Here is a 14,921-nt window from a genome sequence, read left to right as displayed (position 1 = left end):
GCCCCTTCGCTACGCATGGGTAGACCCGAGGTTGACTCACGAGTAACCTGCCTCTACGCCAGAGCCTGGCGGGGATTGTGAGGCGAAATGACCGAGGTAGATGAGGTCCTCGGCGTGGACGTCTGCGTGGTCGGCGGGTGTGGCCGGGTAGGCCTCCCGCTGGGTATCGCACTCGCCGCGCGGGGTCTGTCCGTGGTGCTGTACGACATCGACGAAACCGCTGTGGCGCGGGTGAACTCCGGCGACATGCCGTTCGCGGAGGAGGGCGCCGCCGGGCCACTGGCCGAGGCGCTGGCCGCCGGCCGGTTGCGGGCCAGCACCTCGCCCGCGAGCGTCGGGCTGGCCGACGCGTTGGTCGTGGTCGTGGGCACCCCGGTCGACGAGCACCTCAACCCGGACCTCGGCGCGGTTCCGCGGGCCATCGAGCGCTGCGTGGAGCACCTGCACGACGGTCAGCTAATCGTCCTGCGCAGCACGGTCTACCCGGGCGTGACGGCGCTGACCGAGAAGCTGTTGAAGAGCCGCGGGCTCCAGGTGGACGTGGCCTTCTGCCCGGAGCGGATCGCCGAGGGCCGGGCCATGACCGAGCTCTTCACGCTGCCGCAGATCGTCGCCGCGCGTACCCCGGAGGCTCTTGACCGTGCGGAAAGGTTGTTCCGCAACCTGACCGACTCGATCGTCCGGCTGGAGCCGGAGGAGGCCGAGCTCGCCAAGCTGTTCACCAACACCTGGCGCTACCTCAAGTTCGCGGCGGCCAACCAGTTCTGGATGATGGCCAACGACTTCGGCCTCGACTTCGCCCGGATCCGGCACGCCGTGTCGTTCGACTACCCGCGCGCGGCCGACCTGCCGATGCCGGGCTTCGCGGCCGGGCCGTGCCTGCTGAAGGACACCATGCAGCTGGCCGCGTTCAACCGGAACAACTTCGTGCTCGGCCACTCGGCGATGCTGATCAACGAGGGTCTGCCGCTGTACCTGGTGTCCCGGCTGGAGGACCGCTTCGACCTCGGTGAGCTGAGCGTCGGAATCCTCGGCATGGCGTTCAAGGGCGGCAGCGACGACTCGCGGGACAGCCTGGCGTACAAGCTGCGGAAGATCCTCACGCTGAAGGCACGGGAGACCCTCTGCACCGACCCGTACGTCCAGGACGACCGGTTCCTTCCGCTCGACGACGTCCTCAAACGGGCCGATCTCCTGGTGATCGCCTCACCCCACCCGGACTATGCCGATCTCGACACCGACAAACCGGTGATCGACATGTGGGGCCTGACCGGAACGGGGGTGCGGGTGTGACGCCACGGATCTCGGTGGTCATCCCGGTCTACAACGAGGGGCCGGAGGTGGTCCGCCACCTGGAGCGGATCCTGCGCGAGGTGATGCTGCCCGCGGAGGTCCTGGTCGTGCACGACATGCCCGAGGACACCACGGTGCCGTTCGTCGACGAGCTGGCCCAGACCGATCCGCGGGTGCGGGCCGTGCTGAACACGTACGGCCGGGGCCCGGCCAACGCCATCCGGTTCGGCATCGACGCGGCGCGCGCCCCGGTGGCGGTCGTGACGATGGCCGACGGCTGCGACGACCCTCGGCAGATCGACGATCTGGCCCGGCTGGTCGACCGCGGCGTGGTGGTCGCGGCGGCGTCCCGCTACATGCCCGGCGGGCAGCAGGTGGGCGGGCCGCGGTTCAAGCGGATGGCGTCGCGGTGGGCCGGGAAGACGCTGAGCATGTTCGCCCGGGTCGGCACCCGGGACGCCACGAACAGCTTCAAGGCGTACGACACCGACTTCGTCCGCGAGGTCGGCATCGAGTCGAACACCGGTTTCGAGATCGGCATCGAGCTGACCGCGAAGGCGACCCGCCTGCGCCGCCCGGTGGCCGAGCTCCCGACGATCTGGCTCGACCGCCAGCTCGGGGAGTCGCACTTCGACGTGGGCCGGTTCATGCCGAGTTACCTGCGCTGGTACTTTTTCGCGTTCGGCCGGCGCATGTCGGACGAGCAGATGGCCGCCCGCTGGGCGGACAAGAGGCCCGTTCCCGCTCCGGCGGACTTTGACAGGGAGGACACGCCCGCATGAAGGTGCTGGTCACCGGTTCGGCTGGATTCATCGGCGGATATCTGGTCGAGGAACTGCTGGGCCGCGGGCACGAGGTCGTCGGGCTCGACAACTTCTCGAAGTACGGGCCGGTGTCGCACAGCTACGACGACCACCCCAACTACCGGTTCACCGAGGGCGACGCCCGGGACACCGAGCTGGTCACGAAGCTGCTGGAGGGCTGCGACCACTTCGTCGCCGGCGCCGCCATGATCGGCGGGATCTCCTACTTCCACGCGTACGCGTACGACCTGCTCGCCACCAACGAGCGGATCATGGCGGCCTCCTGTGATGCGGCGATCAAGGCGCACCAGGCCGGGACGCTGAAGAAGATGACGTACGTGTCGTCGTCGATGGTCTTCGAGTCCACCGACCGCTGGCCGAGCCGCGAGGGCGACCAGCACGAGGTGCCGCCGCCCATGTCGTCCTACGGTTTCCAGAAGCTGGCCGTGGAGTACTACGCCCGCGCCGCCTGGGACCAGTACCGGCTGCCGTACACGATCGTCCGGCCGTTCAACTGCGTCGGCATCGGCGAGGGGCGGGCGCTCGGCTCCACCGAGGTGATGTCCGGCAACGTCAAGCTGGCCATGTCGCACGTCGTCCCGGACCTGGTGCAGAAGGTGCTGAAGGGTCAGGACCCGCTGCACATCCTGGGCGCCGGCGACCAGGTGCGGCACTACACCTACGGCGGGGACCTGGCCCGCGGCATCGCCACCGCTATCGAGCACGAGGCCGCCCTCAACGAGGACTTCAACCTCTCGACCGCCGAGTCGACCACCGTGCTCCAGCTCGCCGAGGTGATCTGGCGCAAGATCAAAGGCCCGGACACCCCCTTCCGGTACGTCAGTGACGAGCCGTTCGCGCACGACGTCGCGATGCGCGTACCGGACGTCGCGAAGTCCCGCGAGGTGCTCGGCTTCAGCGCCGACACCGGCCTCGACACGATGCTGGACGAGGTGATCCCGTGGATCAGGCAGGCGGTCGAGGACGGACGGCTGTAGCGGCTCCGGCCGGCGGCACGGCCCGGCGGATCGGCGCCGGGGCGGCCGCGGTCGCGATCGCCAGCGCGGTCGCCAGCGCTCTGGGCTACCTCGTCCCGGTGCTCGGCGCCCGTACCCTCGAAGCCTCTGACCTGGGCGCGCTCGCGACCGTGCTGGCCATCGCCGGCATCGCGGCCGTGCCCAGCATGGGCCTGCAGATCGCGGTGGCCGTGCACCGGGTCCGCCAGCCCGGCGCGGGCGCCCAGCGGGCCGGATGGCTCACCGCGGCCGTGTGCACCGCCCTGGTCGCCCTGCTGACCCCGGTGGCCGGCCCGCTGCTCGACGTGCCGGCCACGGTGATCCTGCTGCTGGCCGTCTACACCGGAGCGATCGTGGCGGCCGGCCGCTGGCTCGGTGAGCTCCAGGGCGACGAGCGGTTCCTGCTGCTCGCCGTGGGCATGGCCGTGCAGGCCGTCGGCCGGTACGGCGGCCTGAGCGCCGGGCTCCTGCTGGGCGCCGGGCTGACCGGGTCGATGCTGATCGGCACCGCCACCGCCCTGCTGATCCCGGTCGCGCTGATCCTGCTGACCCGCTCCTCCGCGGGTACCGCCACCGGGCTCGGCATCACCGCCAGGCAGGTCTTCACCGCCTGCTCGGCGACCCTCGCGATGCTCGTGGTCTCCTACGCCGACCTGCTGCTGGCCCGCGCGCTGCTGCCGGCCGCCGCCTCGGGCGCGTACGCGGTCGGCACGGTTCTCACCAAGGGCGCGATCTGGGCGCCCCAGGTGGTCACCGTGCTCGCCCTCCCCCGGCTCGCGCACGGCAGCAGGCGCGCCCTGCTCGTCGCGGTCGGGCTGGTCACCGCGTCCGGCGCCGTCCTGGTGACCGCGTCCGCGCTGGCCGGTGGGCTGGCGTTCGGGGCGGCCGGCGGCCCGGACTACGCCGGACTGGGCCGGTACGCGCCGGTCTTCGCCGCCACCGGCGCCCTCTACGCGCTGGTGTTCGTGCTGGTCAACGCGCAGGTGGCAGCCGGATCCCGATGGCCGTCGGCGCCCATGTGGGCGGGCTGCGCGGTGCTGGTCGCGGCCACCACCGTGGTGCCGCACACATTCACCGCGATCATGTGGTGTGCCACCGGAACCGCCCTCCTGGTGCTCGTGGCGACCGCGTTGATGCCCAACGTCGTGGGGCAGCGCGGGTTGCGGCCGTCTCCCTCGTCCGGAACAAAGGTTCCCGAGTCGGATTAAGCCGTCCAGTCGGTATTAGTCGTGCGGTGTCCTTCGACGTCGCAATCGACCCGTGTGCGTGGCTACCTTCCTGGCACCCCCGGCAGAAGGAGCACACATGGCAGACAGCAACATCGACCGGCGCACGCTGCTCGCCGGCACCGCAGCGGGCGCGGTCGCGGCGACCGTGGGCACCACCGGTGTCGCGGCGACGGCCGCGGCGGCCGCCGCCCCGGACGCTCCCGGCGCGCCGAACGACTGGAAACACGCGGGCGCCGGCACCCGGGGCAGCGAGATCGCGGTGAAGGCCGGCCGCGACAAAGAGGGCCGCTTCGGCATCATGTTCAAGAACACCGAGGCGTACGCTCCGCCGGAGGACCTGCTCCGGAGCCTCGCCGCGCAGATGGGCGAGCCCACCCTGCCGAACCCGGCCGACCTGGACAACCCGCGCATCCCCGCCGGGTTCACCTTCCTCGGCCAGTTCATCGACCACGACATGACGCTGGACCGGACCCCGCTGGCGGAGGCGGAGGCCGATCCGCTGGCGCTCACCAACTTCGACACCCCGGTGTTCGATCTCGGCTCGCTCTACGGGCGGGGCCCGTCCCAGGATCCCGATCTGTACGAGGCCGACGGTCTCCGGATGAAGATCGTCCGTAACGCCAACGGCGTCGACGACCTGCCGCGCCGGGCCGACGGCAGCGCCATCCTCGGCGACGCCCGCAACGACGAGAACCTGATCGTCGCGCAGCTCCACCTGGCCTTCGCCAAGTTCCACAACCGGGTGCTGTCCGAAGGGCTGGCGAGCAACCTGGCCGAGGCGCAGCGGATCACCCGCTGGCACTTCCAGTGGGTCATCATCCACGACTTCCTCGACAAGGTCGCCGGCTCCGAGGTGGTCGGCCGGTTCCTCAACAACAAGGGCCAGGTCAAGCGGGAGTTCTACAAGCCGAAGAACCCCCACCGGCCGATGATGCCGATCGAGTACTCGGTCGCGGCGTACCGCTTCGGGCACAGCATGATCCGGGCCGGGTACCTGCTCAACAACCGTGCGGGGGTCTCGGCGGCCGCGATCTTCGGCCAGCCGGGCGCCGACCTGCGCGGCAACCGTCCGCTGCCGGCCCGCCTCGAGATCGACTGGTGGCACTTCTTCGACGTGCCCGGCCGGCCCGCCACCCCCCGCAACGCGGCCCGCCGGATCGACGGCAAGCTCTCCCTGCCGCTGTTCAACATGCCCACCACCGTGGTCAGCGACGGGGTGCCGTCGCTGGCCGAGCGCAACCTGATCCGCGGTGTCCGGCTGGGCCTGCCGGCCGGTCAGGACGTCGCCGCGCGGATGGGCGTCACCCCGCTCACCAACGCCCAGCTCGGCCTGCCCGACCCGGACAACGCCGGCTGGCAGGGCAAGGCCCCGCTCTGGTTCTACATCCTCAAGGAGGCCGAGCTCACCCACGCGGGCGAGCGGCTCGGCCCGGTCGGCGGCCGGGTCGTCACCGAGGTCATCCTCGGCATCCTGGAGGCCGACAAGGAGGGCTTCCTCAAGCGGAACCCGGACTTCCGGCCGACCACGCCGATCGCCCCGGCCACCGGCCAGTTCAAGGCCGGCGACTTCGTCAAGTTCGCGCTGAACCTCTGACCCTCCCCCACGGGACCGCACGCCTCGGCGCGCGGTCCCGTGCGCCGGGTCCCTAGGGTGATCACATGGGACCCGGTCTGAATTCCAGGAAGGCGCGAGGCGCGCTGCGCACATCGGCGAGCATCTCACTCCAGATGCTGCTGGTCCTGCTCGCCACCTGGGTGACACTCTGGCTGCTCGGCAAGGCCTGGCCGGTGATCTGGCCGGTCGTCATCGCCCTGCTGCTCACCACGCTGACCTGGCCCCCGGCCCGCTTCCTGCGCCGGCACAGGTGGCCGCCCGCGCTCGCCGCCACCCTGGTCACGCTGCTCTTCCTGGTCGTCGCGATCGGCACGCTGGTCGGCATCGCGGTGCCGGTCGGCGCCAAGTCCGGCGTGCTGGCCGACCAGGTCGTCGCCGGCATCGCCGAACTGCGCGACTGGGCCGCCGGGCCACCGCTGAACATCAGCGACGACCAGGCCAACGAGTACCTGAACACTGCGGTCGACAAGCTCCAGGCGAGCGTCGGCAGCATCGCCACGGCCACCCTGAACGGCGTCGGCTCGTTCTTCAACGGCCTGGTCAACACGATCATCGCGCTGTTCCTGATGTTCTTCTTCCTCAAGGACGGGCCGCGCTTCCTGCCCTGGCTCAGCCGCCAGTTGCCGGGCCGGCTCGCCGCCGACGTACCCGCGGTCGCCGGCCGCAGCTGGGACGCGCTCGGCTCGTTCGTCCGCTCGCAGGCGCTGGTCGGCATGATCGACGCGGTGCTGATCGGCATCGGACTGTTCGTCCTCGGGGTGGACCTGTGGCTGCCCCTGGCCGTGCTCACCTTCGTGACCGCGTTCGTGCCGATCGTCGGCGCGCTCTTCGCCGGCTTCGTCGCGGTGGTCATCACCTTCGTCACCAACGGCGGGACCGACGCGCTCATCGTGCTGGCCATCATCGTCGCGGTGCAGCAACTGGAGGGCAACGTCCTCCAGCCGATGGTGCAGAGCCGCGGGCTCGGCCTGCACGCCGGGGTGGTGCTGCTCGCGGTCACCCTGGGCAGCAGCCTCTACGGGATCGTCGGGGCGCTGCTCGCCGTACCGGTCGCCGCCATGCTCGCGGTGTTCTGGAACTACCTGCGGGAACAACTCGCCGACCGGCCCGCCGTCGTCCCCGAACCACGAGCCGAATCGGTTTCCGTCGATTAACTGGACCCCGGCCGCTAGAGTGTTGCGGGGTGAGCGCCTTGGTGCGACAGGAGACCGTCCTCGCCGACGACACCCGGCTCCGTGACCGGCTGGTCTTCGGCGACGAGGACGCCTTCAGCGAGCTGTATGAACGGTTCAGCGCGCTCGTCTACACCGTCGCCGTCCGGGTCACCCGTGACGAGCGGGCCGCCGAAGACGTCGCCCAGGAGGTCTTCCTCTCCGTCTGGCAGCGGCCGCTCGCCTTCGACCCGGCCAAGGGCAGCCTGCGCGGATGGCTCGCCATGCTCGCCCACCGGCGGGCCGTCGACCTGGTCCGGCGCGAGGAGACCCACCGGCGCTCCACCCAGGACGGCAAACTCAGCGCGGAAGCCCTCAGCCGCGGCGACCCGGTCGGCGACCAGGTCGAGGACGCCGACGCCACCCGGCGGCTCCGGCTCGCGCTCGGCACCCTGCCCGAACACCTGCACACCGTCATCTCCCTGGCCTACCTCCAGGGACGCACCTACCGTGAGGTCGCGGCCGAACTCGGCCTGCCCGAAGGCACCGCGAAATCCCGGCTCCGCGAAGGGTTACGGCGATTGACCGTGGCGTTGAGTGGAAATCACGCTCACGGCCCGGAGGCACAATGAGCAAGCTTGTAGACGGACTTGCGCGGCACCCGAGCCCGGCGGAGGTGACGCGATGACCGGCACCGACAGTCACGAGATCGTGGCGCCCCTCCTCGGGGCGTGGGCCCTCGACGCCTGCCCGCCCGGCGACGACGGCCTCGTCCGCGAACACCTCGACGACTGCGACATCTGCGCCGGCGAGGCACGCACCTTGCGCGAGACCGCGGCCGAACTGGGCGGCACGCATCGACGGCCCCCGGCCGGGCTCGCCGCCCGGTTGCGGTCCGCGGCGCCCGTCCGGCGGCGTCCGGCTCCCGCGGCCCCGGAGTACGCGCAGCCGTACGCGGCCCAGGTGGCGGCCCTCGACCTGCTGCTCACCGGGCTCGACGACGACCACTGGGGGCGGATCGCGGCGTACGGCGAATGGAGCGTCCACGACCTGCTCGCCCACCTCACCGCCACCGACAGCCTGATCGCGGCCGCCCTCGGAGTCACCGTCGAACCGCCGCTGGCGCCAGGATCCGACCCGGAGTCCCGTACCCGGGAGGTGTTGAACTTCGCCCGCACCCGCACCGCCGAGCAGGCCCGGCGCACCTGGCGCGCCCAGGCAGAAGCCCTGTGCGGCGCCCTGCTCACCGTCCCCGCGCCGACCGGGACGATCGCCGTCGGCTGGGACATGCCGGTGCCGGACGCCCTGGTGGCGCGGGCCTTCGAAACGTGGATCCACAGCGAGGACATCGGCGGCGTCCTGGCCCGGCCCACCGTCACACCCCTGCCCGAACACCTCAACCCGATGGCCGACCTGGCCGTCCGGACCCTTCCGCTGGCCACCGCCACCCGGGTCACCGCGCCGGAAGGCCGCCACGTCCGGCTGCACCTCACCGGACCCGGCGGCGGCACGTGGACCGTCCCGGTGACCCCGCCGCCGCCCGGATCCACACCGCCCCAGCCCCCGTCGCTCGTGCCCGACGCCGAGGTCACCGCCGACATCGTCGAGTTCTGCCGCCTGGTCGGCGACCGCCGCCGCCCGGACCAGCTCTCCGTCACCATCGCCGGTGACACCCGTCTCGGCCTGGAGTGGCTCGCCGCCGCCCCCGCCCTGGCCGTCCCCTGACCCCTCCAGCACCACTTCGAAGCCGGCCTTCGGTGCCGGCCCGTGGTGGCGGTCCGCGTTTCGCTTCCGGTTCCTTTCCCGTACGCGTGTCGCCGTCCCGCCCCATCAGGGCCGTCCCGTCCGGTCGGCGCGATCTCACTGCCCACTCCGGCCCGTGCCGCCCCGCCGGGCGGAGATCGGTGCCCTCCCTCCTGCGCCGCCGGGAACACGGCTGCCCTACTTCCGGTCACGCTGGGTGAATGTGCTTGCCAGGCACCGAGGCGCTAACCGCTCCCTCCGAGCGAGTGGTGGCGGTGGTGCTCGCCAGTGGTGCTTTCGGCCGTTACGCCGGTCGCCCCGGGCGGGTGATTGCGGTGGTGCTTACCAGGCATCCGGGGTGGTGCTTTCGGCCGTCACGCCGGTCGCGCCAGGGAAGCCCGTCGGAAGTCACTCACCGTGACCGCGATCTTGGGCATGGGCAGATGCGTGGTACATCCGTGCCGCCCTGAAGCCTGTTTCTCGGTTGCGGGTGGCCGCGATGTCGAGTCGCGCATTCGGCGAAGGTGCCGCCATCCGCCGCGCTAGGTGGAAACGGGGCTTTCGCGGGGAACAGATGCCCGTTTCGCCCGCTTTGCATGCCGACGCTCTGCGATCTTGAACGATTGGTCACCCGAGACGGTGATAAATCGACCAAGATCGCTCAGGGTGACGCGTCCGCTGGACGAGGGATTGCGGAACGCCCAACCTCGTGAAAGCGCGACCACCCACTGAGAGCGACCGGCGTGACGGCCGGGAGTGGGCAACCCCGGTGCCTGGGAAGCAAGACCGCGACCACCCACCGAGGGCGACCGGCGCAACCGCCGCGAGCAGGCAACCCCCGACGCCTGGCAGGCAAGACCGCGACCACCCACCCGCAGCGACCGGCGCAACGGCCGGGAGTGGGCAACCCCGGCTCCTGGGAGGCAAGAGCGGGACCACCCGCCCAGCGTGACCGAAAGCGGGGGCGGCGGCACACGAGGACGTGGCGACCCGCCCGGCCTGCCCGGGCACCGATCTGCGCCCGGCGGGCGCGGCACGGGCCGGAGCAGGCAGTGAGATCGCGCCGACCGGACGGGACGGCCCTGATAGGTCGGGGCGACGACACGCGTACAGGAAAGGAACCGGAAGCGGAGCAAGATCTCCAGGTGTGCACTGTGGGCCGATAGGGCTGCACAGTGGGCCAGCGGATCGGGAGTGGAGGGCCGATAGCTTTCGGTGCGTCATGGCTCTACAGGGACGGGCCGGGGAATGCGGGACGCTGCGGGAGTTCATCCGGGCGCTGCATGGGGGTCTCGGCGACGCGCTGGTGCTGGTGGGCGATCCGGGGTCGGGTAAGACCGCACTGCTGGAGGAGGCCGTCACCGGAGCCTCCGGCCTGCGGGTGATCCGGGTGGCGGGGGTGGAGGCGGAGAGCGGCTTTCCCTATGCGGCGCTGCACCGGCTGCTGATCCCCGTGCTGCCTCTCGCCTCGACGATCCTGCCGCCGGACGGTTTGCGGGCGCTGCATGGGGCGTTCGGGCCGGCCGATGATCCGCCCACCGGGCCGGAACCGGTCGTCGGGGCGGTCGCCGCGCTGCTCGACGGGCTCGCTGTCGAGTGCCCGGTGCTCTGCTACGCCGACGACGCCCACTGGTTCGACCGGGAGTCCCTTGCGGTGCTCGCCGCGGTCGCCCGCCGGCTGCCGGGCGCCGCCGTCGCCGTGGTCCGGGGTGGACGGATGCCGGCGCGCTGGGCTGAGGGCGGCAGGGCGGGTGTGGGACTGATTCTGGCGGCTCGGGAGATGCCCGCCGGGTGGGGGCGGTTTCCGGTACTGGAGGTGGCGGGGCTGGGCGCCGCGGAGGGGGCCGCCGTCCTGCGGTCGGTGGTGGCCGGGCCGCTGGACGCCCTGGTCGCGGCTCGTCTGGTGGCGGGGACCGGCGGGAATCCGCTGGCGCTGATCGACCTGGGGCGGGAGCTTTCCGCCGATCAGCTGGCCGGGGCGCAGTCGTTGCCCGATCCGTTGCCGGCCGGCAGCCGGATCGAGGAGTTCCACCTGCGACGGGTACGGGAACTGCCGGAGGACACCCGGACCTGGCTGTTGATCGCCGCGGCCGAGCCCGGTGGGGACATCGCGCGGATCGTGGCGGCCGCCGACCGGCTCGGCATCGCTCCGGGGGTGGCCGAATCGGCGGTGGCCGCCGGGATACTGACACTCGGGGTGACCGCGGTGTTCCGGCGTCCGCTCGCCCGGTCGGCGATCTACAGCGGAGCCACCGGTGACCGGCGGCGGGCCGTCCATGCCGCCCTCGCCGCCGTGACCGGACCGGCCGGTGATGCCGACCAGCGGGCCTGGCACCTGGCCGGATCCTGCGCGGGGCTCGACGAGACGGTGGCGCAAGCTCTGGTCGGGGCCGCGGACCGGGCCGGCGAGCGGGGCGGATATGCGGCACGGGCGGCCTTCCTGACCCGGGCGGCGGAACTCACCCCGGGCGCCGGCCGCGCGGAACGGTTCCTCGACGCGGCCGAAGCCGCTCTGGTCGCGGGCGCGCCCCTACAGGCACGGCGGCTCGCCGACGCCGCCCTTGCGGCAAACACATCCCTATCGGTACGGCGACTCGCCGACACCGTCCCTGAAGCGAACACACCCGCACCGGTACGGCGACTCGCCGACACAGACAGGCCCCTACCGGCATGGCGGCCCGCCGACACCGCCCACGAAACGGACACGCGCCCACCAGCACCGCGGTCGGCCGGCACCGTCCTGGAGCCCCGGCCCGGGTGGCGGCCAGGGGCTGAGTGCCCGCAAGCGGCGCAGGTTGCCGGTGGGCCCGGGGCGGGGGTGGTCCGCGGGCGGGCTTTGCTCGTCGAAGCGGGGGCCGTGGTGCTGTCGGGGCGCGCGGCGGCGTACGCGGAAGGGTCTTTGATCTGTCTGGAAGCCGCGCGCGCGATCGGGGAGAGTGAGCCGCGACTGGCTCGCGGAGCCCTGCTCGAAGCGGTGGAGCATCTGATCCGCGCCGGGAATGCGGGACCCGGCACCGGCCTCGCCGAGATCGTGGAGGCAGCGGCCCGACCGCCCGGCAACAGAGAGACGGCGCCGGTGGGCGGAGCCGTCGAGGTTGATGGGGCGGCGGTGGTGGAGCAGCAGTTGCGGGCGTTCGGGGCGCTGGTGGCGGAGGGATGCGCGGCGGCCGTGCCCGAGGTGCGGCGGGCGGTGGGGATGCTGCTGGCGCCGGACGTCCCGGACGACGTGGTGTTGCGGCGGCATCTGACCGCGGCGACGCTGTCGGCTCTGCTGTGGGATTCGGGTGCGGAGCGCGCGGTCTGGCGCCGGGTGGTGCGGATCGCGCGGCGGTCGGGGGCCCGGTGGCAGTTGGTGACGGGGCTGTACGGCTCGGCGGACGCGTCGGCGCGGCTCGGTGATGTGGCGGCGGTCCGGGAGTCGCTGGCGGAGGCGGAGCGGGTGTGTGCCGAGATCGGCGTCCGCCAACGCCCGGACCGGCTCGCTGAGGGGCCGGTGGCGCAGGCGCTCGGCCGGGGTGATTATCGGCGGGCCCGGGTGCTGGCCGGTCAGGTGGTCGCCGCCGACGTGCTCGGGGTGCATGCGCGGGTTCTGCCCGATCTGGTGGAGGCGGCCGTCCGCAGCGGTGATCCGGAGACGGCCGGTGCGGCGCTGGCGAGGTTCACCGGCCTGGCGGAGGCGGCGGGCACCGGCTGGGCGCTGGGTGTGCTGGCCTGGACGCGGGCGCTGGTCGCCGAGGCCGGGGAGGCCGAGCCGCTGTACCGGCGGGCGGTCGCGCTGCTGGGTGGGACCGAGGCCCGGGCGGATCTGGCGCGGGCGCATCTGCTCTACGGGGAGTGGCTGCGGCGGCGCAGGCGGCGCCGGGACGCCCGCGACGAGTTGCGCCGGGCCGCGGCGATGTTCGAGGCGATGGGCGCGCGGGGGTACGCCGAACGCGCGGCCCGGGAGCTGGACGCGGCCGGGCAGACGGGCGGCACCCTCACGTCGCAGGAGCTGGCGGTCGCGCGCCTGGCCGCGGCCGGTGCCACGAACGGGGAGATCGCCGCGCGGCTGTTCCTCAGTGCGAACACCGTCGACCACCATCTGCGCAAGGTGTTCCGGAAGCTGGACGTGACGTCCCGCCGCCGGCTGCCGCCGGTCTAGGGCCTATCTGGTGGATCACCCAGGGCTGCGGCGTGGTCCAGGCGGCGCCTGACGGCGTCCGCGGGAAGGCCAAATACAACACCGGTATTAGGCCTTCCCGCGGCCGACGCCAGCCACCACCTGGACCTCGCCTCGCACTTGGGTGATCCACCAGATAGGCCCTAGGTCAGGTGGCGGTCGAGGAAGGCCAGGCCCTCGTGGACGAGCGGGGCCAGGTCGGCGCCGACGAAGCAGTGGTCGGCGCCGGGCACGATGCGCAGTTCGGCGGGGGCGCCCACCGCGGTGAGGCGTTCGTGCAGTTCCCGGCTCTGGCCGACGGGCACCACCCGGTCCTGGTCGCCGTGTACGAGCAGCAGCGGCGGCGCGTTCGGGGAGACATAGCTCGCCGGGCTGGCGGCGGCCGACTCCTTCGGCATCTCCTGGACCGGGCCGCCGACGAGCCGGCTCTCCGGGGAGTCGGGGGCGTCGTGGTCCTGGAGGCCGTGCGGGTGGTTCTGGGCGGCCATGGTGAGCAGGTTGCTGGGCGCGTACCAGAGCACGCCGGCCCGGACCGCGTCGGAGACGCCGGGATCGTGGTCGCCGACGGTGGGGTCGTCGCCGGTGAGCGCGACGAGCGCGGCCAGGTGGCCGCCCGCCGATTCACCCCAGATCGCGAAGCGGCTCCGGTCGAGCCCCAGGTCGGCGGCGTTGCGGCGGAGCCAGCGGACGGCGGCTTTGACGTCGTGCAGCGGGGCCGGGAAGGTGGCTTCGGCGCTGAGCCGGTAGGTGACGCGGGCCAGCGCGTACCCGGCGGCGAGGATCCGGTCGCCGATCCGGGCCGGGGCGAGCTGGGGCCCGTCGTGCTTGTTGGTGCCGTAGCGCCATGCCCCGCCGTGCACCCAGATCACCAGCGGCAGCGGGCCGTCGACGGGCGGGCGGAACAGGTCGAGGGTGACCGGCCGGTAGCCGGGGTGCTCGGCGACGATCGCGTCGATCACCGGAGTCGGTTGCCGTAACACGAGATCCCCCTGCTCAGAATCGGGTGTCCCGAGGGAGCACCGGGCGGTACCAGTTCACGGTGCCCGCCTCCGGCCCGGGAAAACCAGCATGCCCGGCGAAACCGGCTCCGTGCGTCCTGCTGTCCGGTGTGCGACCGCGCCCGCGATGCGCTAAGGATGTTCTATGAGTCTCAACCGCAGACTGCTGCTGACCGGGGGCTCCGGTGTCCTCGGGGTGACCGTGCTGAACACCGTGACGGGGTGTTCCGGAACCGATCCGGCGGGGACGCCGTCGGCGGCCGCTCCACCGCCGGGCCTGGTGGGCGACTGGCGCCGGGTGGATCTCTCGTTCGTCTCGGTCTACCTGCTGGTCCGTGGCGGGGAGGTGGCCGTCGTGGACACCGGCACCCCGGGTTCGGAGGCGTCGGTGGAGGCCGGTCTGAAGGCGGCCGGCCTGGGGTGGGACTCGGTGCGACACGTGATCCTCACCCACCAGCATCAGGACCACGCGGGTGGGCTCGCCGCGATCGCCCCGCTGGTCGGCGCCACCCTGTACGCCGGTGAGGCGGACGTGGCGGCGATCGATGCGGCGGGCGAGACGCTGACCCCGCTCAAGGATGGTGACGAGGTTTTCGGCCTGCAGATCATCGGCACCCCGGGGCACACCCTGGGGCACATGTCGGTCTTCGAACCGGGGACCGGGGTGCTGGTGACGGGCGACGCGCTGCGCAACCAGAACGGGCTGGAGGGTTCCGCGCCGCAGTACACGACGGACGCCACCCTGGCCGCCGCGTCGGTGAAGAAGCTGGCCGGCCTGGAGGTGAAGGCGATCCTTCCCGGTCACGGTGAGCCGTTGACCGCCGGGGCCAAAGAAGCGCTGCAGAAGCTGGCAGCGACGCTCTGAGACTCGTTCAGCAATGACCGTTTCCGGCCGAAGAGGTTTTCGTGACGCC

General features: G+C 72.3%; 11 protein-coding genes. 10 read left to right on the top strand and 1 reads right to left on the bottom strand.

The features are described 5' to 3' along the window. Window positions 1–87: 87 nt before the first annotated feature. From BJ964_RS19785 to BJ964_RS19745, 9 genes are all read left to right on the top strand, one after another. The gene (locus tag BJ964_RS19785; RefSeq protein WP_188122040.1) at window positions 88–1,293 is read left to right on the top strand and encodes a nucleotide sugar dehydrogenase; all 1,206 of its coding nucleotides are present in this window, start codon (window positions 88–90) and stop codon (window positions 1,291–1,293) included. Next, window positions 1,290–2,075: a glycosyltransferase family 2 protein gene (locus BJ964_RS19780; RefSeq protein WP_188122039.1), complete on the top strand. Its 786-nt coding sequence runs from the start codon at window positions 1,290–1,292 to the stop codon at window positions 2,073–2,075. The genes BJ964_RS19785 and BJ964_RS19780 overlap by 4 nt, the downstream gene beginning before the upstream one ends. Beyond that, window positions 2,072–3,094: an NAD-dependent epimerase/dehydratase family protein gene (locus BJ964_RS19775; protein ID WP_188122038.1), complete on the top strand. Its 1,023-nt coding sequence runs from the start codon at window positions 2,072–2,074 to the stop codon at window positions 3,092–3,094. The genes BJ964_RS19780 and BJ964_RS19775 overlap by 4 nt, the downstream gene beginning before the upstream one ends. After that, window positions 3,058–4,320, top strand: coding sequence for a polysaccharide biosynthesis protein (locus BJ964_RS19770; protein ID WP_188122037.1), 1,263 nt, complete (start codon window positions 3,058–3,060; stop codon window positions 4,318–4,320). The genes BJ964_RS19775 and BJ964_RS19770 overlap by 37 nt, the downstream gene beginning before the upstream one ends. A 97-nt stretch (window positions 4,321–4,417) precedes the next feature. Further along, window positions 4,418–5,935, top strand: a complete 1,518-nt coding sequence (locus tag BJ964_RS19765; RefSeq protein WP_188122036.1) for a peroxidase family protein — start codon at window positions 4,418–4,420, stop codon at window positions 5,933–5,935. Window positions 5,936–6,000: 65 nt separating this feature from the next. Continuing rightward, complete coding sequence (locus tag BJ964_RS19760) at window positions 6,001–7,110, top strand: AI-2E family transporter (protein ID WP_188122035.1); 1,110 nt, start codon at window positions 6,001–6,003, stop codon at window positions 7,108–7,110. A gap of 29 nt (window positions 7,111–7,139) precedes the next feature. After that, complete coding sequence (locus BJ964_RS19755) at window positions 7,140–7,739, top strand: sigma-70 family RNA polymerase sigma factor (protein ID WP_188122034.1); 600 nt, start codon at window positions 7,140–7,142, stop codon at window positions 7,737–7,739. Window positions 7,740–7,791: 52 nt separating this feature from the next. Continuing rightward, window positions 7,792–8,832 (top strand): maleylpyruvate isomerase family mycothiol-dependent enzyme, encoded by a 1,041-nt coding sequence (locus BJ964_RS19750; protein ID WP_188122033.1) that lies wholly within the window; start codon window positions 7,792–7,794, stop codon window positions 8,830–8,832. Window positions 8,833–10,072: 1,240 nt separating this feature from the next. Then, the gene (locus BJ964_RS19745; protein ID WP_188122032.1) at window positions 10,073–12,991 is read left to right on the top strand and encodes a helix-turn-helix transcriptional regulator; all 2,919 of its coding nucleotides are present in this window, start codon (window positions 10,073–10,075) and stop codon (window positions 12,989–12,991) included. 161 nt (window positions 12,992–13,152) lie between these two features. Here the strand turns inward: BJ964_RS19745 and BJ964_RS19740 are convergent, their stop codons facing one another. Next, window positions 13,153–13,989 (bottom strand): alpha/beta hydrolase, encoded by an 837-nt coding sequence (locus tag BJ964_RS19740; protein ID WP_188122031.1) that lies wholly within the window; start codon window positions 13,987–13,989, stop codon window positions 13,153–13,155. Between the two features lie 163 nt (window positions 13,990–14,152). Here BJ964_RS19740 and BJ964_RS19735 point away from each other — a divergent pair, with 163 nt between their 5' ends. After that, on the top strand, window positions 14,153–14,872 hold the full coding sequence (locus tag BJ964_RS19735) for an MBL fold metallo-hydrolase (protein WP_188122030.1): 720 nt from the start codon (window positions 14,153–14,155) through the stop codon (window positions 14,870–14,872). Window positions 14,873–14,921 lie beyond the last annotated feature (49 nt).

The organism is Actinoplanes lobatus (genome assembly GCF_014205215.1).
Taxonomy (GTDB): Bacteria; Actinomycetota; Actinomycetes; order Mycobacteriales; family Micromonosporaceae; genus Actinoplanes; species Actinoplanes lobatus.
The sequence above is the reverse complement of the archived record's forward strand: the minus strand, read 5'-3'. Positions and strand labels throughout refer to the sequence as shown.